The organism is Granulicella cerasi, assembly GCF_025685575.1.
In the GTDB taxonomy this organism is placed as follows: Bacteria; Acidobacteriota; Terriglobia; order Terriglobales; family Acidobacteriaceae; genus Granulicella; species Granulicella cerasi.
Window position 1 is genome coordinate 397,544 of sequence record NZ_JAGSYD010000003.1, and the last position, 23,942, is coordinate 421,485.

General features: G+C 60.5%; 18 protein-coding genes, 1 tRNA gene and 1 pseudogene. 11 read left to right on the forward strand and 9 right to left on the reverse strand.

Annotation, left to right across the window (positions count from 1 at the left end; genetic code table 11):
• Positions 1–51 precede the first annotated feature (51 nt).
• Positions 52–1,908, reverse strand: coding sequence for a glycoside hydrolase family 15 protein (locus OHL11_RS11300; protein ID WP_263371610.1), 1,857 nt, complete (start codon positions 1,906–1,908; stop codon positions 52–54).
• Between the two features lie 179 nt (positions 1,909–2,087).
• Here OHL11_RS11300 and OHL11_RS11305 point away from each other — a divergent pair, with 179 nt between their 5' ends.
• The 7 genes from OHL11_RS11305 to OHL11_RS11335 all read left to right on the forward strand — a co-directional run bounded on the left by OHL11_RS11305 (position 2,088) and on the right by OHL11_RS11335 (position 13,274).
• On the forward strand, positions 2,088–4,070 hold the full coding sequence (locus OHL11_RS11305) for an alpha-1,4-glucan--maltose-1-phosphate maltosyltransferase (RefSeq protein WP_263371611.1): 1,983 nt from the start codon (positions 2,088–2,090) through the stop codon (positions 4,068–4,070).
• Positions 4,071–4,205: 135 nt separating this feature from the next.
• Positions 4,206–7,445 (forward strand): maltose alpha-D-glucosyltransferase, encoded by a 3,240-nt coding sequence (gene treS / locus OHL11_RS11310; protein WP_263371612.1) that lies wholly within the window; start codon positions 4,206–4,208, stop codon positions 7,443–7,445.
• Positions 7,446–7,463: 18 nt separating this feature from the next.
• Positions 7,464–8,657: a hypothetical protein gene (locus tag OHL11_RS11315; RefSeq protein ID WP_263371613.1), complete on the forward strand. Its 1,194-nt coding sequence runs from the start codon at positions 7,464–7,466 to the stop codon at positions 8,655–8,657.
• 59 nt (positions 8,658–8,716) lie between these two features.
• Positions 8,717–9,454 carry a hypothetical protein gene (locus tag OHL11_RS11320; protein ID WP_263371614.1) on the forward strand — a complete coding sequence of 246 codons (738 nt, stop codon included), beginning with the start codon at positions 8,717–8,719 and terminating at the stop codon, positions 9,452–9,454.
• An 80-nt stretch (positions 9,455–9,534) separates the two neighbouring features.
• On the forward strand, positions 9,535–11,907 hold the full coding sequence (locus OHL11_RS11325) for a xanthine dehydrogenase family protein molybdopterin-binding subunit (protein WP_263371615.1): 2,373 nt from the start codon (positions 9,535–9,537) through the stop codon (positions 11,905–11,907).
• Positions 11,904–12,395 carry a (2Fe-2S)-binding protein gene (locus OHL11_RS11330; RefSeq protein ID WP_263371616.1) on the forward strand — a complete coding sequence of 164 codons (492 nt, stop codon included), beginning with the start codon at positions 11,904–11,906 and terminating at the stop codon, positions 12,393–12,395. Before OHL11_RS11325 ends, OHL11_RS11330 begins: the two co-directional genes overlap by 4 nt.
• A gap of 3 nt (positions 12,396–12,398) precedes the next feature.
• Positions 12,399–13,274, forward strand: a complete 876-nt coding sequence (locus OHL11_RS11335; protein WP_263371617.1) for an FAD binding domain-containing protein — start codon at positions 12,399–12,401, stop codon at positions 13,272–13,274.
• Here the strand turns inward: OHL11_RS11335 and OHL11_RS11340 are convergent.
• The 3 genes and pseudogenes from OHL11_RS11340 to OHL11_RS11350 all read right to left on the reverse strand — a co-directional run.
• Entirely contained in the window at positions 13,260–13,829 is a 570-nt protein-coding gene (locus OHL11_RS11340; protein WP_263371618.1) for a nucleotidyltransferase family protein, read from the reverse strand. The genes OHL11_RS11335 and OHL11_RS11340 overlap by 15 nt on opposite strands.
• The gene (locus OHL11_RS11345; RefSeq protein ID WP_263372069.1) at positions 13,826–14,383 is read right to left on the reverse strand and encodes an XdhC family protein; all 558 of its coding nucleotides are present in this window, start codon (positions 14,381–14,383) and stop codon (positions 13,826–13,828) included. The genes OHL11_RS11340 and OHL11_RS11345 overlap by 4 nt, the downstream gene beginning before the upstream one ends.
• Positions 14,384–14,719: 336 nt before the next feature.
• Positions 14,720–14,872: pseudogene (locus OHL11_RS11350) on the reverse strand (XdhC family protein); the annotation flags it as partial.
• A gap of 63 nt (positions 14,873–14,935) precedes the next feature.
• Between OHL11_RS11350 and OHL11_RS11355 the strand changes: the two are divergent.
• Entirely contained in the window at positions 14,936–15,514 is a 579-nt protein-coding gene (locus tag OHL11_RS11355; RefSeq protein WP_263371619.1) for a TetR/AcrR family transcriptional regulator, read from the forward strand.
• Between the two features lie 52 nt (positions 15,515–15,566).
• Positions 15,567–16,430: an SDR family NAD(P)-dependent oxidoreductase gene (locus tag OHL11_RS11360; protein ID WP_263371620.1), complete on the forward strand. Its 864-nt coding sequence runs from the start codon at positions 15,567–15,569 to the stop codon at positions 16,428–16,430.
• Positions 16,431–16,475: 45 nt separating this feature from the next.
• On the opposite strand, the gene OHL11_RS11365 is transcribed toward OHL11_RS11360, so the two are convergent.
• From OHL11_RS11365 to cysD, 3 genes are read right to left on the reverse strand one after another with little or no spacing between them, the layout of a single operon-like run.
• A complete protein-coding gene (locus tag OHL11_RS11365) occupies positions 16,476–17,192 on the reverse strand; it encodes a phosphoadenylyl-sulfate reductase (RefSeq protein ID WP_263371621.1) in 717 nt (238 codons plus the stop codon).
• A gap of 21 nt (positions 17,193–17,213) precedes the next feature.
• Positions 17,214–18,848, reverse strand: a complete 1,635-nt coding sequence (gene cysN / locus OHL11_RS11370) for a sulfate adenylyltransferase subunit CysN (protein ID WP_263371622.1) — start codon at positions 18,846–18,848, stop codon at positions 17,214–17,216.
• Positions 18,849–19,796, reverse strand: coding sequence for a sulfate adenylyltransferase subunit CysD (gene cysD / locus OHL11_RS11375; RefSeq protein ID WP_263371623.1), 948 nt, complete (start codon positions 19,794–19,796; stop codon positions 18,849–18,851). It lies immediately after the preceding gene.
• Between the two features lie 402 nt (positions 19,797–20,198).
• Between cysD and OHL11_RS11380 the strand changes: the two genes are divergently transcribed.
• Both OHL11_RS11380 and OHL11_RS11385 read left to right on the forward strand, forming a co-directional pair.
• The gene (locus OHL11_RS11380; RefSeq protein ID WP_263371624.1) at positions 20,199–22,013 is read left to right on the forward strand and encodes an outer membrane beta-barrel protein; all 1,815 of its coding nucleotides are present in this window, start codon (positions 20,199–20,201) and stop codon (positions 22,011–22,013) included.
• Positions 22,014–22,231: 218 nt separating this feature from the next.
• Positions 22,232–22,308, forward strand: a tRNA-Pro gene (locus tag OHL11_RS11385).
• A gap of 215 nt (positions 22,309–22,523) precedes the next feature.
• Here the strand turns inward: OHL11_RS11385 and phoU are convergent.
• Together phoU and pstB are read right to left on the reverse strand one after the other, a co-directional pair.
• Entirely contained in the window at positions 22,524–23,183 is a 660-nt protein-coding gene (gene phoU / locus OHL11_RS11390) for a phosphate signaling complex protein PhoU (protein ID WP_263371625.1), read from the reverse strand.
• On the reverse strand, positions 23,183–23,941 hold the full coding sequence (gene pstB / locus OHL11_RS11395) for a phosphate ABC transporter ATP-binding protein PstB (RefSeq protein WP_263371626.1): 759 nt from the start codon (positions 23,939–23,941) through the stop codon (positions 23,183–23,185). Before pstB ends, phoU begins: the two co-directional genes overlap by 1 nt.
• Position 23,942 lies beyond the last annotated feature (1 nt).

The window sequence follows — 23,942 nt, forward strand, 5'->3', positions numbered from 1 at the left end:
CAGCGAGTCGTTCTCTGTATGACGGCGCGAGAGCCGTCGCGGGTTGCTCCATTACTGCCGCGACAGCTCCACGTGCAGACTGTTCTCGTCCCACATGCCCTCTACTGCAAAGGCCGCGTGAGCCATCGCAATGTGAGAGAGCGCCTGCGGGAAATTGCCCAGCATTCGCTTCGCGAGTGGATCGTATTCTTCCGAAAGCAGACCCACGTCATTGCGCAGCGCAATCAATCTCTCGAACATCGCACGCGCTTCCTCTTTTTCTCCGATGAGGGACTTCGCAATCACCAACCAGAAGCTGCACGCGAGGAACACACCCTCGCCGCCTTCAAGCCCATCGGGAGACTTCTTCACGTCGTAGCGCTGCACCAGCCCGTTGTGCATGAGGTTCTTCTCAATCGCGCGCACCGTACCCAGGATGCGCGGATCATCGACAGGAAGAAATCCAATGAACGTGATGCGCAGCAGCGATGCATCCAGCGTGTCACCATCGTAGGTCTGCGTGAACGCGTTGAGCTTCTTGTTGAAGCCGCGCTTGCATATCTCTTCGTGCAGCATCTCGCGATTTTTGCGCCAGCGCTTCACGTCACCTTTGCCGTCGAAGCGGTCGTGATGCTTGATCGCCAGATCAAGTGCAAGCCACGCCATCATCTTCGAATGTACGAAGTGCTGGCGCTCGCCACGCACCTCCCAGATGCCGTCGTCCGGCTGGTCCCAGATCTTACAGACGTGATCGATAATCGCAGCCTGCAGCGCCGTCGCTGGCGTACGAAGGTCTCCCTGAATCAGCGGCAGACGGCTGAGTGCCATCGCCACTTCGCCGAAGACGTCCAGCTGAAATTGTTGCGCAGCTGCGTTGCCGACGCGTACAGGCGAGGAGTGTTCGTAGCCCGGAAGCCATGTGAGCTCGCGCTCCTGCAGGTCACGCTCCGCGTAAATACTGTAGAGCACCTGCAACTGATCAGGGGAGCCAGCCACCGCGCGCAGCAGCCATTCGCGCCAGCAGATGGCCTCTTCCGTGAATCCTGCATTCAGCAGCGTCATCAGCGTGAATGCAGTGTCGCGCAGCCAGCAGTATCGATAGTCCCAGTTGCGCCCGGTACCTATGCACTCCGGCAGACTTGTCGTCACAGCCGCGACCATGCCGCCCGTAGGCTTGTACGTGAGGCTCTTCAGCGTAATCATGCTGCGCTCAACCATCTCGCGGTACTGACCCTGATAAGCCAGAGGCTTGATCCACTCACCCCAGAACGCGCGCGTATCGTCTAGCGCCTGCTCGATGTTGATCGCAGGCGGCACCTCTTCATGCGAAGGCGCATACGTCATGCTGAAGCAGACTTTGTCGCCTTCTTTCACCGTGAATTCACTGACGGTGGAGAGTCCTTCGCCGTGCAGCTCTGCCGTGGCTCCCTTACTGCAAACAGTGCGAACCACCACGAGATTCGGTCCTGCAATCGCGCGTATCTCACGGTCAAAGTGAGTGACCCAGGGGATGGTGAGACCGTAGTCAAAGCGCAGGCGAAGATCCATCCGCATCTTCACCTTGCCGCGGACGCCACGAACAATGCGCACGACGTCGGAATACTTCTCGCGCGGTGGCATGAAGTCGATCAGTTCCACCTCGCCCTCTTCGGTGACGAAGCGGGTTACAAGGATCGTCGTGCCTTGCTCGTACTGACGTGTGCTGGAGACCTCTTTGCGCGACTCCGGGAAGATCTTCCAGAAGCCGTGTTCTGCCGTTCCGAGCAGCGCTGCAAAGCAGGCAGGGGACGAAAAATGCGGCCAGCAGAGCCAGTCGATCGAGCCTTCCTTGCTGACCATGGCAGCGGTCTGCAGGTCGCCAATGATGGCGTAATCCTCGATGCGTGCGCCGTGCAACGGCTCAGGCTTCGCTTTACCGAATCCAAACAAGACTGCCTCCCCTGAACCTTGGCCGTACGACACACACGTTCACCGATCTGCGGTAAAACGGAGGTGCGCTCTGGCTACGTTCTTCTGTGGGATGCGCTTTTGCAGCAGAAGGACGCACGCTCCCCACAGAAGCTGCATCCAAAGCCAGAGGATTACTCTGAAGGAAGAGGACGTTGTTGATGAAACCGAGTGAAGGCCGTCGTCGTGTCGTCATTGAAGCCGTAACGCCAAGCGTGAACGCTGGCCGCTATGCCGCAAAGCGTGTTGTAGGTGACGTGGTGAAGGTGCAGTGCGCGGCCTTTGCAGACGGGCACGACCACGTCTCAGCGCGTGTGCTCTACAAGCCGGCGAAGGACAAGAAGTGGCGCTCGGAGCCGCTACGCTCACTGCCGAATGATCTGTGGGAAGGCGAGTTCACCGTCGACAAGATGGGTTCATGGGTCTTCACGGTCGAAGCCTGGATCGACCACTTCGACACCTGGGTGCATGACCTCGACAAGCGCCTCGGTGCACAGGTCGACTCCCCGCAAGACATTCCGCTGGCGCTGCGCATCGGCGCCAACCATCTGGAAGCGGCAGCGAAGCGCGCCAAGGGCAAAGATGCTGCCAAGCTCAAGCTCACCGCAGAGCAATTGATCGCATTGGCGGAATCGAACCTTCCCTTCTACGAAAATCCGATCAAGCCCGACGTGCTCGCGCTGGCCGCACAGTACCCCGATCTCGCTTACGCAACCACCTTCGAGCCGCAGCTGCCGCTGTGGGTAGATCGCGAACGCGCGCGCTTCTCGGCCTGGTATGAGCTTTTCCCGCGCTCCTGCTCGCCGATCGAAGGCCGCCACGGAACGCTGAAGGATGTCGTGGAGCGTCTTCCCGAGATTGCACGCATGGGCTTCGACATCGTGTACATGCCGCCGATTCACCCCATCGGCGTGCAGTATCGCAAGGGCAAGAACAACTCCGTCACCGCCGAAGAGGGTGATGTAGGCAGTCCCTGGGCCGTGGGTGGCAAGGAAGGCGGACACACCGCAATCCTGCCGGAACTTGGCACGCTCGATGATTTCGCGGACCTCGTGAGCGCGGCGCAGATGAACGGCCTTGAGGTCGCGCTCGATATCGCCTTCCAGTGCGCGCCCGATCACCCCTGGGTGAAGGAACATCCAGACTGGTTCATCATCCGCCCGGATGGCACCATCCAGTACGCAGAGAATCCGCCGAAGAAGTATCAGGACATCTATCCGCTCAACTTCGAGTCGAAGGACTGGAAAGGCTTGTGGGATGCGCTCTACGGCGTCTTCAAGTTCTGGGTGGACCGCGGCGTCAAGGTCTTCCGCGTAGACAATCCGCACACCAAGGCGCTGCCCTTCTGGGAGTGGTGCATCGCAGAGGTGCTGGCGAAGAACCCGGACGTGATCTTCCTCGCCGAGGCCTTCACGCGTCCGCACGTCATGTATTCGCTCGCGAAGGGCGGCTACACGCAGGGCTACACCTACTTCACCTGGCGCAATACGAAGGCCGACCTCGAAGCGTACTTCACGGAGATCTGCAACGAGCCGGTGCGGGACTTCTTCCGTCCGAACGTGTGGCCGAACACGCCGGACATTCTGCATGAGCAGCTGCAGACCGGCAGCCCCGCGATGTTCAAGCTGCGCGCGACGCTCGCCGCTACGCTCAGCGCGAACTGGGGCATCTATGGCCCGGCGTACGAACTCTGCGAGGGCCGCCCCGCAAAGCCCTCGCCCGGCAAGACGAGCAGCGAAGAGTACCTCGACAGCGAGAAGTATCAGCTGCGCTCGTGGGACCGCAGCAACCCGATCTCGATCGCGCCGTACATCCGCAAGCTCAACGAAATTCGTCGCGCACATGAATCGCTGCAGCGCAACGAGAACCTCGTCTTCCACACCTCGCCGAACGAGCAGATCATCGCTTATTCGAAGCGCTCGGCGACGGGAGACGTCATTCTCACCATCGTGAACCTCGACCATCAGCACGAACAGAGCGCGTGGCTCGATCTGAACATGGAAGCGCTGGGACTGCCGTGGAGTGGCGCGTTTACGGTAGAGGACCTGCTGACCGGTACGCAGTACGACTGGAACAACCAGTGGAACTTCGTGGCGCTGAAGCCCGAGACCGCAGTCGCGCACGTCTTCCGCATCCGAGGATAGTCATCGAGTTGATTGCCTCGCGAGCCGCGTCGCTCACGAGGCAATCAACTTTGGACGAAACCGAATCGACGAACAGCGTTTTGGGCCCCACACGGCATCCAACCGAAGGAAGCCACGCACGAAAGGCCACCGCGAGTGAAAAAGCCCTGCAGCGCCACTGATCCACTTTGGTACAAAGACGCCGTCATCTATGAACTGCACGTCCGTGCGTTCTGTGACTCCAACGGCGACGGCATCGGTGACTTCCAGGGGCTCATCTCGAAGCTGGACTACCTGCAGGCGCTCGGCGTCACATGCCTCTGGTTGCTGCCGTTCTTCCCTTCGCCCCTGCGCGACGATGGCTACGACATTGCTGACTACAACTCGGTCAACCCCAGCTACGGCACCATCGAAGATTTTCAGCAGTTCCTCAACGAAGCGCATGACCGCGGCATGCAGGTGATGATCGAGTTGGTCATCAACCACAGCTCCGATCAGCATCCGTGGTTCCAAGCCGCACGGCTCGCGCCCAAGGGCTCGCCCGAACGCGAGATGTATGTGTGGAGCGATACGGATAAGCTCTACGACGGTGTGCGCATCATCTTCACCGACACGGAGAAATCGAACTGGACCTGGGATGAAGTTGCGCAACAGTACTACTGGCATCGTTTTTTCTCTCATCAGCCTGACCTGAACTTCGACAATCCACGCGTGATGGACGAAGTCCTCAACGCCATGCGTTTCTGGATGGACATGGGAGTGGACGGTCTTCGCCTCGACGCGATTCCGTACCTCGTGGAGCGCGACGGCACAAGCTGCGAAAACGTGCCCGAAACGCACGTCAAGATCAAAGAGATTCGCGCCGTCATCGACGCTGAATACGAGAACCGCTTAATCCTCGCCGAAGCGAATATGTGGCCAGCCGATGTGCGGCCCTACTTCGGCGACAGTGATGAGTGCCACATGGCATTCCACTTCCCCTTGATGCCGCGCATCTACATGGCGCTGCGCCAGGAAGATCGTCTTCCGATCACCGACATCATGGCGCAGACGCCGGAGATTCCGCCCGACTGTCAGTGGGGCCTGTTCCTGCGCAACCATGATGAGCTCACGCTCGAGATGGTGACCGACGACGAGCGCGACTACATGAATATGGCGTACGCGTCCGATCCGCGCATGCGCGTGAACGTCGGCATCCGTCGCCGTCTGGCTCCGCTGGTCGACAACAATCGTCGTCGCATCGAGCTGCTGAACTCGTTGCTCTTCAGCTTCCCCGGCACGCCCATCATGTACTACGGCGATGAGATCGGGATGGGCGACAACATCTATCTCGGCGATCGCAACGGCGTGCGTACACCGATGCAGTGGAACTCGGATCGCAACGCCGGCTTCTCGAAAGCCGTCCCCGCGAAGCTCTACTTCCCCGTCATTATGGACCCCATCTGGGGCTATCAGGCGATCAACGTCGAGGCGCAGGAGAGCGACCCTTCTTCGCTGCTGCACTGGACGCGCAACATGATTGCGCTGCGAAAACTCTTCCACGTATTCGGCCGTGGCTCCCTCGAATTCCTGCATCCGGAGAACCGCAAGGTGCTTGCCTACGTGCGCGCCTATGAAGACGAACGCGGATCAGAAACCGTTCTTTGCGTCGCCAACCTCTCGCGCTTTGCACAGCCGGTGCAACTCGACCTCAGCAAGTTTGCAGGCCGCCAGCCGGTAGAGATGCTCGGCTATGTGCCCTTCCCCACCATTGACGAGTCGCCTTATGCGCTGACGCTCGCACCCTACAGCTTCTTCTGGCTGGAGCTGCAACCCGCTCCCGCAGCGCGTCCGGCCGCAGCCGTGAAGTATGCGCCGACAGCAGCCGCACCAACGGAAGAAGCGATCACGCTTTCTCAGTTGATCGAGTCGCCTGAGAGGTTTGCTCTCTCGGAAATGTTGAAGCAATATCTGCCGCAACAACGCTGGTTTGGAAGCAAGTCGCGCGAGGTGCGCGAGGTACGAGTGCTCACATCCACGCCCGTGCCTCACACCGACGCGCTACTGACAGTGATTGATGTGGTGTATGCGGCGGGCGAAGACGAGCAGTATCAACTTCCGCTGGCGATCGCGCGCGGTGGGGAGGCTGAAGCGCTTCAGACGAACACGCCGAAGAACATCATTGGTTCCATCAAGGGCGAGCCTGCGGCGGTGCTCTACGATGCGGTTGCGAACGCTGCATTCCGTGATTCGTTGCTGCGCATCATCCTCGAATCCTCGCCGTCTACGCGCGAAACATCGGCCCCGGCACAGCATGATCAATCGCATTCGGTCTCGCTCGATGCCTCACGCTCGGCCTCGCTCGACGCCATGTCGCTGGCGAACGAAGTGTCGCGCCTCGGATCTGCGGAGCAGTCGAACACGTCGATCCTCTATGACCAAAAAGCCATTCTGAAGCTATTCCGCCGCGTGCGCGCAGGCGAGAACCCGGATGTGGAGATCACGCGATTCCTCACGGATGTAGCGCACTTCCCCAACATCCCGGCGTATCTCGGCGATCTGCATGTGAAGAAAGACCAGACGACGCTGGCCTTCCTGCAAAGCTTCGCCGCGAACGAAGGCGACGGCTGGCAGTGGGTGCTCGATGCGCTCGGTCGTCATCTTGCATCGGCGGGCGCTGATGAATCGCTCGATGCGATTCGACTGCTTGGAAAGCGCACCGCGGAGATGCATCTCGCGCTCGCAACGCCTACGGACGATCCCTCCTTCGCTGCGATTCCTTACAGCGAAAATGCGTTCGCCGAAGATCGCGCGCGCATCACCGCAGAGGTGACAAAGGCATTCGACGCGCTCGCGGCAAAGCAGCCCACGCTCGAAGGCCGCACGCGCGAGATGGCCGACGCTCTCCTCGCACAGCGCACGAAGTTGGCCCGCGCCTTGAATGCGCTCACCTTCCAGGCAGGAGCTTTCGGTCAGCGGATCCGCATTCACGGCGACTATCACCTTGGCCAGGTACTTCGCTCGGCGCAGGATTTTCTGATCGTTGATTTCGAAGGCGAGCCTGCTCGTACACTCGATCAACGTCGCGAGAAACAGTCGCCGCTCAAGGACGTTGCCGGCATGTTGCGTTCTTTGAGCTATGCAGCTCATACCGCATTACAGCAACAGCCAAACGCCTCACCGGAAGCCGCCAGGCAGTGGGAGCTCGCCGCTTCGAGCGCGTTCATGCAGGCGTATGATCTTGCCATTGCAGAGAATGCTACCTTGATTCCCGCGCGTTCTGTCGCTACGCGCCTGCTCGCAGCGTTGCAGCTTGAGAAGGCTTCTTACGAGCTTCTGTACGAATTGAATAATCGTCCGGCATGGCTGGCGATCCCGCTCGAGGGCTTGCTGGCTATCGCGGAGGGATGGGAGTAATCGAAGACTGACGAATCTATGGCGACCGCATCCCTTTCCCCAGAAACGATGAACGACACGACGAGCCGCGCGGCGACGGGCAAGATTCTTGTGTGCCTGCCGATGATGTCTACCGAGCAGACCACTGAGATCGTGCACTACCTGCTGCATGCTTTTGACGCGTCGCAACTGGTCTTTGCCGGCGCGCAGGAGAGCAGCGACTACCACTCCGTCTCTTATGCACCCGCGCGCACTCAGCTTCAATGGGTGCTCGGCGCGAGCGACTATCTCGCAGCCGCAGCGCTGAGCCAGCAGCAACAGGCAACCGCGGTGCTGCTGCTCGGCACTGACACCACCACGCTGCCTCTTGAAGGTCTGCGCTCGATGGTCGATACCGTCTCCAGCGGCATTGATCTCGTGGTGCCGATGTATCCGCTCGAACCGCACGACGCGCTGGTAACGAAGGCCATTATTTATCCGCTTACTCGCACGCTGTTCACTACGGACATCGAACTCGCGCTCCCTGCGGATGTAGCTCTCTCGCCACGCATGCTCGCACGACTCGCGCAGCTCGCGCGGCGCGCACAGAGTGCGGGTACAGAGTCGCTGATCTGGCCCGTGGCCGAGGCTGCGATCGCGGGCTATCAGGTGCGCCAGGTAGCGATGCCGCACCGCGTGCTGCCCGGACCTACGGAAGCCGACCTCAACGCGCTCTTGGCTGCCGTTGCGGGATCTCTCTTCGCCGACATTGAGGCCAAGGCAAGCTATTGGCAACGCGGCCGCGCGGTGCTCAACGAATCCACTCCGGGCACGACGGCGGACCAGACGTTTCCGGTGATTGACACAGATGAGATCGCGTCGATGCTCGACGCATTTCAGCTTGCGAGCAACAACCTGACGGAACTGTGGGCCATCGTGCTTCCGCCGCAGTCACTGCTGGCCGTGAAGAAGCTCTCTCGTTTGCCGGCAGCAGAGTTCTCCTTCGACGCGAGTCTCTGGGCGCGTGTCGTTTATGACTTCGTTTTGGCCTTCCATGCACGCACACTCAACCGCAGTCACCTGCTCGGCGCCATGACTCCGCTGTACCTCGCGTGGGTCGCGTCCTACATTCGCGCCGTAGGTGATGACCGCGAACGCGCTGCCCGACAAGCCGAAAATGTCGCCCAGGCTTTCGAGCGCGAGAAGCCGTATCTAGTAGCGCGTTGGCGTTGGCCAGATCGCTTCAACCCATAGCCTAAGCTCATCGCCCCAACGCTGCGCGACCGACGCATTGAATGAAAGGACCGACTCCCATGGGAGAGCAAATCGTTACCGCACTAAGCCAGTCGATGCACCGCGCCGTGGTGACGCTGGTAAACTTCCTGCCGGGTATCGCGGCGTTCCTCGTCGCCGTGCTCATCATCGGACTACTAGGCGTCGTAATCGCGATGCTCGTCAAGCGCGTACTCACCGCGCTGCGCTTCGACGAACGCTTCAGCAGCAGCACAGCCTCTGCCTGGACGCCCTCGACTTCACCGACGCTCATCGTCTCGCGCACGATCATGTGGCTTTGCCTGTTCATCGGCGTGCTCATTGGCCTCACTGCATTCTCTGAGGCGTTCTCCTCGAACACGAACGTCTCCTATCTGCTGCTGCCGTACTTCACGCACCTTATCGGCGCGACGATCATCCTCTTCTTCGGCTCGCTGGCGGCGCGCTTCCTCGCCCGCAGCGTTCTTGTCGGCGCAGTGAACGCGCAACTGCAATACGCGCGCTTCCTTTCGCTCGGCATCAAGTGGCTCGTGCTGGTGCTTGCCTCCGCAATGGCGCTCGATCATATCGGCGTAGGCGGCTCAATCATTGATCTGGCCTTCGGCATCCTCTTCGGCGGGATCGTGCTGACACTCTCGCTGGCCATTGGTCTCGGTTCGCGCGACCTCGTCACGCGGTCGATCGAAAAGACCATGGAAAAGCCGACGAACCCATCAACGGGAAGCGTATCTCCCATCAACGAATCTGATGCCTCACGCCCACGCCTCCGCCACTTCTAGCGGATAGCGACGGAACCCTTTCCAGCAGCGCACGATTGCGCTATTCTCTTTCGATACCTCCTAGGTTCCGAAGGCTGGATATGGCAGAGACGACTGGCGGCATTGGTGCTTCCCCGATTCGCAAAGAGGGCCGCTCCAAAGTCCTGGGCGAGGCCCGTTACATTGATGATCTTTCGTTGCCCGGCATGTGGTTCGGCGCAACGGTGCGCTCGACCATCGCGCGCGGACGGATTCGCAAGATCACCTTTGGCATTGGGGTGAACTGGGATGAGTACTGCATCGTTAGCGCGCGTGACATTCCCGGCGAAAACACCGTCATCCACCTCACTAAGGATCATCCCTGTCTTGCCGATGAGTATGTAAATCATCCGGAGGAGCCGATCCTGCTTCTCGCGCACCCCGAGAAGCACGCGCTTCTGCACGCGCTCAAAGCGATCCAAATCGACTACGAAGAGTTCCCAGGCGTCTTCACCATTGAAGAGAGCGAGCAGGCTGTAGCCGACGGTGACGTGGATCGCATCATCTGGGATGGTTCCAAGTGGAACGCATCGGCAAACTGTTTCAAGACGTACACGATGTACTCCGGCGAAGGCGCTGAGGTGGAAGCAGGACTCGCGGAAGCCTTCGACAACGCCGACTTCATCGTCACCGGGGAATATCACACCGGCGCGCAGGAGCAGCTCTACATCGAGAACAATGGCGTGATCGCCGAGTGCTTCCGCGACGCGGATGGGAACGTCGAAAGCGTCTGTGTGCAGGGCTCGATGCAATGCCCCTACTACCTGGTCCACGCACTGACGGAGGTCTTTCATCTTCCCGAAGAAAAGTGCCGCGTGATCCAGGTGGAAACCGGCGGAGCTTTCGGCGGCAAAGAAGACTTCCCCTCCGTCATCGGCTCTCATGCCGCGTTGCTCGCCATGAAGAGCGGCCATCCTGTGAAGATTACGTATGATCGCGCGGAGGATATGGCCGCTACCACGAAGCGGCATCCCTCGCGCACGCGTCTTCGCGTTGCGGTCACGAAGGAAGGCAAGCTGCTCGGTGCAGAGATCGACGTCGCCATCGACGGTGGCGCCTACTCCACACTCTCTCCTGTCGTTCTGTCGCGTGCGACCATCCACGCGCCTGGCCCCTACAAATGGCCGTTCATTCGCGTGAAATCGAAGGCGATGGCTACGAACATTCCGCCGCATGGAGCCTTTCGCGGCTTTGGTGCGCCGCAGTCCCTCTTCGGGCTCGAGCGCCACATGGACAAGATCGCAAAGACCATTGGCATCAGCCCTGAAGAGCTTCGCCGTCGCAACTTCCTCGGCACCGGCGATTGCACAGCGACCGGCCAGCCGCTCGTCGAAGAAGTCGACATGCAAAAGCTGCTGACGCGCGCGCTCGATGAAGCGGGTTATCACGAGAAGATCGCTCGCTATGCAGAGGAGAACAAGACTTCACCGATCAAACGCGGTGTGGGCTTCGCGACCTTCATGCACGGCACAGGCTTCACCGGCTCTGGCGAGCGCCGCCTTAACTCGCTCGTGCATCTCGACCTGCTGCCGGATGGAACGCCACAGATCCTCGTCTCCTCCACGGAATTCGGCCAAGGCACGAACACGATTCTCTGCCAGGCTGCGGCCTCCGCACTGCAGCTTCCGTATGACCAGATCAACATCGCTCGCCCCGACACGAGCGTCGTACCGAACAGCGGCCCTACCGTCGCAAGCCGCACCGCAATGATTGTCGGTAAACTCGTGCAGCGTGTGAGTGAGCAGATGTTGCATACGCTGCGCAGCTTCGCGAAGCTGCCTGAGAACCACACGCCAGAGCAGTTCCAGCAAGCTGCGCTTGCGTATCTCGCCGAGCATGGCCCGCTGCGCGAAAGCGCACGCTACGAACCACCGACGAAGATCTATTGGGACGACGCCCTCTATCGCGGCGACGCATATCCCGGCTACGCCTGGGCCGTCTATGTGGCGGAGGTCGCGCTGGACACCCGCACCTACACCGCGACCTGCACGCAGTTCGATGCGCTGCAGGAAGTGGGCCGCGTCATGCATCCTGTGCTCGCTAAGGGACAGGTGGAAGGCGGCGTCGCGCAAGGCATCGGCTACGCGCTGTATGAGAAGTGCGTCTGGAAAAACGGCCGCATGATGAACAATCAGATGACGAACTACATCATGCCGACATCGGCTGATCTGCCGCCGATCTACGTGCACTTCGAAGAGGTGCCGTCCATCCACGGCCCTAACGGGGCCAAGGGCATCGGCGAACTTCCGATGGATGGCCCCGCGCCTGCAATCCTCAACGCCATCGAGAACGCTACAGGCGTGAGCTTCAACACCATTCCCCTGTTGCCTGAAGACATTTACGAACGCTACATGTCGCTGGGACATCCACACGGCGGAACCGAAGATCTCGACCCTACAACGGACCGCGATACGCGCGTGGAAACCATCGCATGAGCCATACGAAGCCATCTTTGATTCAACTCACCATCAACGGCCAGACGCAGAGCCTAGAAGTGCCGCCGATGAAGCGTCTGCTTGATGTGCTGCGCGAAGACCTGCACCTGACTGGCACGAAAGAAGGCTGCGGCGAAGGCGAGTGCGGTGCCTGCGCTGTCATGATGAACGGCGAGCTCGTGAACTCCTGCCTGGTGCCTGCATTGCAGGTGCAAGGAGCGCAGCTCCGCACCATCGAAGGCGTGGCCACGGATGGACACCTTCATCCGATCCAGCAATGCTTCCTCGAACGCGGCGGAGCGCAGTGCGGCATCTGCACGCCGGGCATGATCCTCGCAACGCAACATCTGCTCGATAAGCATCCGAATCCGACGATGGAGCAGATTCAGGAAGGCCTCGGCGGTAATCTCTGCCGCTGCACCGGATACATGCGCATCTTCGAAAGCGTGCAACAGGCAGCGCAGTGCGCGCTCGCGGGCAAGGAGTAACCGATGCGCTCTGACGTGACGCAGTACGAACTCGCCGCACCGCCAACGCTTGATGCGATCCTCGCGAAGCTCGCCACAGAGCCCGGGCAGCATATGCCCATCGCTGGAGGCACAGAGTTGATGGTCGCGCTCGGCGTCGGCCGCCTACCGCATCATTCGCTGCTCTCGCTGCAACACCTCACAGAGTTGCGCTTCATCCGCGAAGAGGCTGACAGCATCGTCCTCGGCGCGAACACGACCTTCACCGACATCCGCCGGAGTGCGTTGATCGCAGCGAAACTTCCCTTGCTCGCGCAATCCGCCTCGTGGACCGGCGCCATCGCCAACCAGAATCGTGCCACGCTCGGTGGCAACATCGTGAACGCTTCCCCTGCCGCGGACAATCCGCCGGTGCTGCTGGTCTATGGCGCAACCATCACGCTCATCAGCCAGAGCGGCACGCGCACACTTCCCTATGCCGACTTCCATCTCGGCTACAAGAAGACTGCGTTGCGTCCCGACGAACTCGTACACAGCGTGACGATCCCCGCGCAGCAAGATAGCCATCGACCCTACATTCGCAAGGTAGGCACGCGCAACGCGCTGGCGATTTCCAAGATCGCACTCGCCGGTCTCGCAAGCGTTGAGAACAACATCCTTCAGGAGATTCGCCTCGGCGCAGCCTCGTTGGCCGATCGTCCCATTCGCTGCACTGCAGCGGAGTCTGCGCTTGCAGGAGCTTCACTCGCGCCGGACCAACTCGAGGAGACGGTTCGCATCGGACGAGCAGCGCTCGCGCTGGAAGCAAAGCCGATCGACGACATCCGCTCCACCGCGCGCTACCGCTCCACAGTGGCAGAGAACCTGCTCGAAGAATTCATTCGATCACTCGCCGTATAACGCGCGCGCCCGTTGCAGGTCTTCGGGCGTATCGATATCAAGCGCGAGTCCTTCGTCCTGCACCGCCTCAGCGTTGCGAATCAGCGCTCGCGCCCCCTGATCGCCATGCAGCGCCAGCAGATCCGTGAAGCGAGTATGCGGAAAATACGCAGGCACGGCAGTTCGCCCTTCATAACGACTGGCTTTGATGCGGGTGCGATCTTCCACGAGTGCCCTGACGTGCTCCACGGCGAGTCCCACCTGATCGCAGGCGAGTATCACCGCTCCGTCCACAACCAGTCCCTGCGCAGCGCCCAGGAACTGCACGCCGCAACGGATCGACGCGGCCATGCCCTCGCTTGCATTCGGGTTCACTACGACGCGCACGTTGTCGGCAAGAACGCCCTCAGCAACCGTCGCGTCCTGCACCACGACTACGACAGGCGACAGTCCTGCGCCCAGCGCAACCTTCACCGTAAGCTGCAGCAAGTTTGCTCCGCCTACCGTCACCAACTGCTTTGGCTGACCCAAACGGCGCGAGAAGCCTGCGGCCAAAATCACCGCTGCGACGTTCATAGAACGCACTGCGTCTGCAGATAGCGAGACGCCCCGCCCTTTTCGATTTGCTCTTCCACCATCGCAACACTGAGTCGGCGAGTGAGCGGCAGCTTGCCGTGAAGGCTCGCCTGAATTTCCGCGATCGTTGCCAACGCCACAGAGTCCGCGCCGTCTCCGCCGAGATCAAGCCCCATCGGCGAGTTCACGGCCTCGCATACACGCTCCAGCGGCCACTGCAGGGATGCTGCAGCTTCGGCCATCAGCAGCGCGCTTCGATGCCTCGCTCCGAGCAAGCCCAGGTAGCGCGGGGCTGCGGGAAGAATGCGTTCCAGAAAATCGCGGTCCTGCTCATAGCTATGTGTCATGATCGCGACCGCATCAGACGGGTTCAGCAGCAAGTCGTCAAGCGAGCATCCCACAGATTCCGCTTCAGGGAACCGCGCCCTCGTCGCCCATTGTGTGCGGCCATCCACCACGCTGATACGCCACCCCATCGAGGCAGCGGTGCTCGCCATTGCCTGTGCGTCATCACCCGCGCCACAAAGAATCAAACGCTGTGGGGGCAACAGCATCTCCTCGTACGTTCCTTCCGCAGGGACCGCACCCGCTTCGCCGAAGAGTCGTTCTCCTGCTTCGCTAAAGATCCAGCGTTGCAGCGGACGATTCTCTATCGGCAACGTCGTGAGAACGCGCCTCGTCTGACCATGCAGACAAGCTTCAAACGCTTCCATGAGCGCGACGCAGGCCGGTGTGTCGGTCGGTTCCAGAAGAAGGTCGACCGTCCCGCCGCAGCCAAGGCCAAAAGGAATCTCCGCGGTGTCGTCAAACAATGTGGAGTAGCGATCAACACAAGCGCCCTGACGAATCTTCCACTGAGCTTTCCGCAACACCTCTGCTTCGAGGCATCCTCCGGAAATGGCACCCGCATATTCGCCATTCGCAGCCAGCAGCAGCCGTGCGCCAGGCTTGCGATAGCTCGATCCTTCAACGCGCACGAGCGTCACCAGCGCGACAGCGCCGCCCTGCTTCCAAAGCTCGACGATTCGGATCATTTCGCGCATCGTGTCTTTCTTGGATGCTACCGCTCAGCAGAAGCATCACAAAAGCTATACCCTCGATTAAGCATGGCACGAGCGAAGAGTCCAGAAAAGCGCGCCGCGATCCTCGAGGCCGCCACACATGAAATTGCCGAGATAGGCCTGAGCGCCTCCACGGCTCGTATCGCCAAACGAGCTGGCGTCGCCGAAGGAACACTCTTCATCTACTTCTCGAATAAAGACGTTCTCTTCAACGAACTTTACGCCGAGCTGAAACGCGAAACCTACACAGCCCTTGGCAGGAATTTCCCGGTCGGCGGATCGCTCGAAGAGCGCGCCCGGTATGTGTGGAACAGCTATATCGATTGGAACTCTCGCCATCCAGCCAAAGGCAAGGCCTCTTCTCTGCTCCATCTGTGCGCGGCCATCGAACCAGAAACACGCGAGCTTTCGTCGGGAGCCAAGCCGGAGATCGAGCGCGTCCTCGCAGAACTCCGCAAAGCTCCAGCGTTTCGGTCGATGCCGAAGTCCTTTGTTTCCTCGTTGATGCGCTCCATGCAGGAAGCCGTCCTCGAGACCATTGCGCTGCATCCGCAGAATCGTAAGAAGTTGATCGACGCAGGCTTTGCCGCGTTCTGGCGTGCTGTAAACGAACAGACAAAATAAATGAGCAACCACTCACTCATTCATGCGTCTATGAATGCAGGAGAGAACACTCATGCCTAAAACCTGGCTCATTACCGGCGCTGGCAACGGCCTTGGCCACGATATTGCCGAAGCCGCCCTCGCAAGCGGAGACAACGTTGTTGCCACCGCTCGCCGCATTCACGAACTCGACTCCCTCGTGCAGCAGTATGGCACTCGCATCCTGCCCTTCACCCTTGAAGTCCGCGACCAGGACGCCGCCAAGGCTGCCGTACTCGCGGCCGTGGATACCTTCGGCACTCTCGACGTTCTTGTGAACAATGCCGGCTACGGCTTCTTCGCGCCGTTCGAACAGATGACCGACGAGCAGTTCAACGGCGTCTTCGACACCTGCTTCTGGGGCGTTGTCTACACCACACGCGCCGCCGTTCCCGTGATGCGCAAGCAACGCAGCGGCCATATTTTCCAGGTTTCCTCGATTGGAGGTCGCATTGCCATGCCCGGCAACACGCCCTATCACGCAGCGAAATGGGCCGTGGGTGGCCTTAGCGATTCCCTGGGCTTCGAGGTCGCGCCTTTTGGAGTCAAAGTCTGCACACTAGAACCGGGCGGCATTCGGACGAACTGGGCGCATCGCGCAGGCGAAGGTTCGCCTGAACTACTGCCTGAGTACGTCGACAGCGTTGGCGCCATCCTGAAATTGCTGGAAGCCGTGCGCGGCAATAGCGAAGGCGATCCCAGGCGCATCGCCGACGTCATCGTAAAGCTTGCTGCAAGCGACGACGTTCCCGCTCGCCTGATCCTTGGCGTGGATGCAGAGGCACGCGTCAAGCACGTTGAAAAAGCGCGGGCGGCAGAAGCGGTGAAGTGGGAAGCGACGACACACTCCACGGTCTTCCCCAACGCACCCAAAATTGACTATGGTCTGAAGGACTAAAAAAGCGCCCTTCCTCATGCAGGAAGGGCGCTTTTTCATTTCTCGCTAAGAGGCTTTCTCGCTGAAGGTGTGAATGCCACACTCGAGCTTCTTGCCGCCCCACCGTCCAGAGCGGGGATCAGCGCCAGCCTCAGGGATCTTCGTACAAGGCTCGCAGCCGATGGAGGTGTAGCCGAGGTCATAGAGCGAAAGCTTCGGGATGCCATGCTCATTCGCATAAGCTTCCACTCGCGCCCAATCCCAATCCGCGAGGATGCTGACCTTCTTGAGCATCTTCCCCGTCGGCAGCTTGTGGTCTTCCACCTTCTTCAGGCCCGCGCGCGTGGGCGACTGCTCACGACGCAACCCCGTAAACCACCATGAGTACGGCTCAAGAGAACGCATCAACGGCTCGACTTTACGCAGGTTGCAGCACTCCGTTGGTTGCACGATATGCAGCAGGCCGAACTGGCTCTCATGCTCCGCCAGCGTCTGCTTCGGCATCGCATTGACGAGGTTCAGCCGCCACTCGTTCACGAGCCGATCGCGATACTCGATCAGTGCCGGGAAGTGATAGCCGGTCTCGAGAAAGATCACCGGCACATCTGCCAGGTGCTTGCGCAGCAGATGCAGGACCACCATGTCTTCCGCCTGAAAGCTCGAGGTGAGGCACACGTGCTCGCCACCGCTGGCGCGCAGCACCTCTGCGACAAGCTCCTCTGCCGACAACGCCTCTACCGCTGCGTTGTCCTCCAGCACATTGCTCTCTGCCACACTCGACATGGTGTGCCCCTTCTCGTTCGCCTAGCGAACGAACCGCTCTTCGGCGGCCTCTGCTGATTCGATGAATGCATCACCCACAAGGTCGCGAAGCTTTGCAGTCGTGGCTTCGTCCAGCGAGCGCGAAGTGATCGCCACCACGCCAGCCAACTGCAGCGCACGCGCCACGGAGACGATAGAAGCCTCGTCGATCAACACATCGTCAATGATCACAGCCTGCTGGTGCTGCGATGCAAGGACTTCAGCAATACGCCTTGCGGCCGCGGCATCACCGCGCAGCGCGACGAACGCAAAACCCGTCGCAGCATCGTCGCTGCTCGCTTCCGTGGCTTCGATGATCATCGCCGCGCCCACAGTAGCGTTGCTTACAGGGTCGATGAGGATCAGAGAGCCCATGCCGCGCGACTCTGCATAGGCGTCGAAGAACAGCGGCAAGCTGGTCTCGAACTCAACCTCGGCGATGTCGTTCATCTGCAGCTCGGCCGCGTCGACATGCTCCGTCGTATTGACGTTCACGCGATAGCGAATCGCCTTCACGGTAGCGCGCACCGTGCGTGTCGTGTGCTTGGCGAGATACGTCTTGCCTACGCGCAGCGGCGTCTCGTGCATCCACACAATCATCGTGCGAAACGCCGTGCTCGCCGACGGCGCAACTTCGTTCTCTGCGATCAGCATTTCGCCGCGCGAGAGATCAATCTCGTCCTCGAGCTCGATGGTGATCGAGCGCGGCGACGCGGCGGACTTCAGCTCACCGTCGTACGTCACGATGCTCTTCACGCGCGTCGTGCGTCCGCTCGGCAAAGCCTTCACCTTCTGCCCTGCGCGCACTTCTCCACGCTCCACGCGACCAGCAAAGCCGCGGAAGTTCATGTCAGGGCGCACGACGAGCTGCACCGGAAAACGCAGCGGTTCTGTGGCTTCGTCAGTCACCTTGAGGGGCACCGTCTCGAGATACTCGAGCAATGTTTTTCCTGTGTACCAAGGCATGTTGGTGCTCGGGTCAACAACGTTGTCGCCCGCGAGCGCGCTCACCGGAACGATGTCCATGCTCTTGATGCCGAGCTTCGTCGCCAGCGCAGTGAACTGCTCCTTCACCTGCGCGTAGACCTCTTCCGAGTAGCCGACGAGGTCCATCTTATTCACGGCTGCCACGACGTGCGGAATGCGCAACAGCGAAGCGATGTAGGTGTGGCGGCGCGACTGCGGCAGCAGGCCACCGGCCTTAGCAAACGCATTCGCGTCGATGAGCACAATCGCCACATCAGCGGTCGAAGCACCGGTCGCCATGTTGCGCGTGTACTGCTCGTGGCCGGGGGTGTCCGCGATGATGAACTTGCGCTTCGAGGTCGAGAAGTAGCGATACGCCACGTCGATTGTGATGCCCTGCTCGCGCTCGGCCTTCAGGCCATCGGTCAACAGCGAAAGATCCACGCGGCCTTCGCCAGCGCGGTTTACGCGGCTCGCGCGGATCGTCGCAAGCTGATCTTCGTAGACGCTCTTGGTGTCGTGCAGCAGGCGACCGATCAGCGTCGACTTGCCATCGTCCACCGAGCCAGCAGTAGTGAAGCGCAGCATCTCCTGGTCGAGATGCGCGTCGAGAAAAGTGCGGAAGCGTTGCTCATGTTGAGCGTCGGTGAGGTTCAACGTAGTCGTCGACATTTAGAAGTAGCCCTCCCGCTTCTTCGTTTCCATGGAGCCTTCTTCGTCGTGGTCAATCGCGCGGTTTTCGCGCTCGGAACGACGGAAGGTGATCAGCTCTTCGATAATCTTCGGCAGCGTGTCTGCCTCACTGGCGATCGCGCCCGTGCAGGGCGAGCAGCCCAGCGAGCGCATGCGCACCATGCGCTTCTCCACGGTCTCATGCGGTAACAAACGCGTCGTGTGATCGACGATCGTCAACGTACCGCCACGCACCACGACATCACGCTCCTGCGCAAAGTACATCGGCACGATCGGAATCTGTTCCGAGTAGAGATAGAGCCAGATGTCGAGCTCCGTCCAGTTCGAAAGCGGGAACACGCGAATAGACTCACCCTTGCGCAGACGCGAGTTATACAGCGACCACAGCTCAGGACGCTGGTTCTTCGGGTCCCACTGGCCCGCCCCATCGCGGAACGAGTACACACGCTCTTTCGCGCGCGATTTCTCTTCATCACGACGAGCACCGCCGAACGCAGCGTCAAAGCCGCCTTCAGCAAGACCATCGAGCAGTGAACGCGTCTTCAAAGCACCGCAGCAGTTCTGCGTGCCGAGCTTCCACGGGCTCGCGCCGTCGGCAATCGCCTCTTCGTTGCGATGCACGATCAGCTCCGCGCCAATTTCCTTGGTGTACTTGTCGCGGAACTCGATCATCTCCGTGAACTTGTAGCTGGTGTCGACATGCAGCAGCGGGAAGGGAATCTTGCCAGGGAAGAACGCTTTCTGCGCAAGGCGCAACATGACGCTCGAGTCCTTGCCGATCGAGTACAGCATGACCGGCTTGGCGAACTCAGCCACGGCCTCGCGGAAGATGTAGAGGCTCTCGGCCTCCAGCGCCTGCAGGTGGTTCAGCCGCTCGTGATAAACCTCGCGAACCGAATCCGGCAGCGTATCGACGGGTGTAGACAAAGGTGGTGCCTCCGAAGAGTGATGTGCGGCGATCGACGACCGGCCGAGGCCGAATCAGGGATACGTCGCATAGATCTGGATGTGAAAGGGTGTTGCGAGCCTCAGCCGCGTGGGCCGGGTAGGGTCGATCGATCAGTGGCAACAACAGGCCGCGGGGGCCTGGTGACAACACATCGCAATCGCGCGCAAAACTCGCATGACTTCAGTGTAAGCGGCCTCGGCTCAGGCGGCAAATCCTGTCTGACAGCGCAGCTGCGCGACGCGTCGGAATTAGGGACGCGTATTCCACAAGCAAATCTTCAACCCCGTGTGGATAAAGCCTTTGCAGATGAACCATTCCAGTAAACTTCCTTCAGTTGTTTCCACTTTTATGCCGTTTTCCGTTGGATTTCGGGAGGTTCCTTGCTGCCCACGTTCCGCCTGCTTGCCCGCCGTTTTGCCGGTGTTGCCACGCTGCTCGTCTGCGGTATGGTCGCCGCGTCTATCCATGCGCAGGCTGCTAAGTCCGCGACGGACAACAAGGATTCGCGCGTCGATATTTACGGCGGCTACGCCTTCTGGCACCCTCTGAACTCCGGCATCGACGGCAAGCAGTATCAGGACATGTGGAACCCCAACGCCACCGCGAGCGTCAGCTATTACTTCAACCGCTACGTGGGCGTGCAGATGGAAGGCTCTTACTTCTCCGGGCAGAACGAGCACAAGCCGTACGATCCGAACTGCACGAAGACCATGTGCGATCAGCTCATCTACACCGCGGAAGCTGGTCCTGTTCTGCGTTATCCCATCGGGCACTGGGTACCGTTCATTCACGCTCTAGGCGGCGGCGAGCGCACGAATGGCCCCGTCGATCAGCATCTCTTCTGGGGCTGGGGCGTCACAGGCGGTGCGGGGCTGGATTACGTCTTCCCGTTCTGGAATCAGCGTCTCGCCGTGCGCCCGATCCAGGCGGACTGGCAATACTCGCAGGTCGTCTACGGCCCGCTCGTATTGCCCGCAGGAAACGTCGGTGGCTTCGGAGAGATCTCCGCGCTCAAGCTTTCGGGCGGCATCGTGCTTCGCTTCGGCGAGATTCATAACCCGCAACCGATTTCCATTGGCTGCAAGGTTGAACCTGGCTCGGTGCTCGCGGGTGAGCCGATCACCGCGACCGCAGAAACCATGGGCCTGAACCCCAAGCGCAAGGCCGTCTTCACCTGGAACACCAACGGCGGCCACCTCACCCCCAACGGCCCTACGGCTTCGGTGGACACCACCGGCCTGCTGCCGGGTGAGTACGTCGTCGGCGCGCGCCTTACGCAAGGCCCGCACGCCTATGAGATCGCGACCTGCGAGGCGCCGTTCACGGTCAAGAAGCTCGTTGAGCCGACTGCGGTCGCCGCCGCCCCCGATGCCTCAGGACCGCCCACGATCTCCTGCTCGGCCCTGCCAACCAGCGCGCCCTCGGGCACGACCATTGACATCACGGCAACGGCAGGGAGCCCCGGCAATCGTCCGTTGTCCTACTCGTATGCGGCCAGCGCAGGACAGATCACCGGCAACGGCAGCACCGCTCGCCTTACCACTGCAGGCATCGGCGACGGCCTCATCACTGTCACCTGCAACGTCGTGGACGATCAGGGCCAGCGTGCCTCTTCGACCGCTGCCGTTCAGATCGCGATGCCGATCGTTCCGGTCATCCCGCAGACGCGTCAGCTTTGCTCTATCAGCTTCGAACGCGATCGCCGCCGCCCGGCTCGCGTAGACAACGAAGCCAAGGCGTGCCTTGATGACATCGCGCTCACGCTCGGCTCGCAGACCGATGCGCATCTCGAGATGGTGGGCAATGCTCGCCCCAACGAGAACCCGCAGGAAGCGGCTGAGCGCGCTCTGAACGCTCGCCAGTACCTCGTGCAGGAGAAGGGCATCGATCCTTCGCGCATCGAAGTCCGCGTCGGCCAGACCTCTGGCCGCACGCTCGACAACGTGCTCGTGCCCACCGGATCCACGTACAACGACGGCAATACGCAGCTCTTCGACGAAGGTCAGATCCATCGCCACGGTGAAGCGTATGGCGTGCATCACGGCGCAGTTCGCTCAGGGGTCTCGCGACCGGGCGCAACGCGTGTACATCGCCGCACGGCGGTTCGTCGTTCCACAGCAAGTCGCGCAGTGGCACCTGCAGCGGCACCCACGACGAACAACAGCGGCTCGCCAGTAATTCCGCCGCTTCAGTAGCCATCGCTTCTCCGCACAGACAAAGCCCATCCGATCTGGATGGGCTTTGATCGTTGGGTATCTGCGATTGCCTGCCGAAATATCCTCAGCTACGCGCGGCTGCGGCTCCGTACAGCGGCAATCTCTGTTAGACTGAATAAGTCGTCAAGCGGCAAAGCTGTGTTCTCTCAAGAGCCTGCCCACGCCGCGATTCCCGCTAGACGATATCCGCAAAGGTTCGGGGCGTAGCGCAGTCTGGTAGCGCACCTGCTTCGGGAGCAGGGGGTCGTTGGTTCGAATCCAATCGCCCCGACCATCTCACTTTTTACATCTTGATCGCATCGCCTGGCATGAGTGATTGCCATGCCTGCATCCCTGCCGGTCGATCTGTCGTCGCGCGCATCCTCGCTTTCGTCGACCATGCCTATCACGTCGGCGCGTCGATGCGTAGCGCTCGTCTTCCTGCGATGCAGCAATGGCTACGCCGGTAGCGTAGCCATTGCAGTTGAAGCGGTTGAAGCGGTTGAAGCGTTAGTCCATCGAGCTGTGACGTACGTCCGAACCCTGCACCCAGAAGATGACATCTTCTGCGATGTTGGTCGCATGATCGCCGACGCGCTCCAGGTTGCGAGCGATGATCAGCACGTTCAGCGCCTGCGGCGTGAGCTCCGGCTGACGCGTGATGATCTCCGTCAGCGCGCCGTATGCTGCCTTGTTCATCGCGTCGACCTCGTCATCCATCGTCAGCACCGAGCGAGCCATTTCTGCATCGGCTTCGATGAACGACTGCAGCGATTTGCGCACCATCGCCTGCGCCAGCGAAGCCAGCTTAGGAATGTCTACCGGCAGATCAGGGTTCGCATGGGCGCCCATCTCCACGGCACGAGCAGCGATATTCACCGCCTGATCGCCCACACGCTCCACGTCTGCATTGATGCGAATGACCGCGAGGATGAAGCGCAGGTCGATCGCCATCGGCTGCTCGGTGGCGAGCAGTTCATAAGCGAGTTCGTCTATCTCACGCTCCATGCGATTGATCGCCGGCTCGGACTGGAACACCAGGTCCGCGAGCGAAAAGTCGCGAGTGCGATAGGCTTCCGTGGCGCGCTGAATGGCTTGCTCTGCAAGCCCGGCCATCACGAGCAGCCGTTCCTTCAAGCCATCGAGATTTTGGTGAAACTTTACGCGCATCAGCCGAACCTCCCCGTAATGTAATCTTCCGTGCGCTTGTCGCTCGGCTTGGTGAAAATTGTATTCGTTGGCGCAAACTCAACGAGATGGCCGTTGAGGAAGAAGCCGGTATTTTCCGCCACACGCGCAGCCTGCTGCATGTTGTGCGTCACGATCACGATCGTGTACTCGTCCTTCAACGTGAAGATCAGATCTTCAATCTTCGAGGTCGAAGCCGGATCGAGAGCGCTGGCCGGCTCGTCCATCAGCAACACTTCCGGATCAACCGCGAGAGCGCGGGCGATGCACAGACGCTGCTGCTGTCCGCCCGACAACGACGCACCGGACTTGCGCTTCAGGTCGTCCTTGACCTCGTTCCAAAGCGCAGCCTGACGCAGCGAGCGCTCGACAACTTCGTCCAGCACCTTGCGGTTGCGGAAACCGTTCAGCTTCAAGCCACTCGCCACGTTGTCATAGATCGACATCGTCGGGAACGGATTCGGACGCTGGAACACCATGCCTACGCGGCGGCGAATCTCCACCGGCGACGCTTCCTTGTACACATCGACTTCGCCTATGCGGACGTTGCCCTCCACGCGGGCGATCGGGTTCGTCTCATGCATGCGGTTCAGGCAGCGCACGAAGGTCGACTTGCCGCAGCCCGAAGGCCCGATCAAAGCCGTCGCCGAGTTCGCGGGCAGCTCGAGGTTGATTTCATGCAGCGTATGCGTCGAGCCGTACCATGCATTCAGGTTCTCGACTTGAATCCCAACACCCACA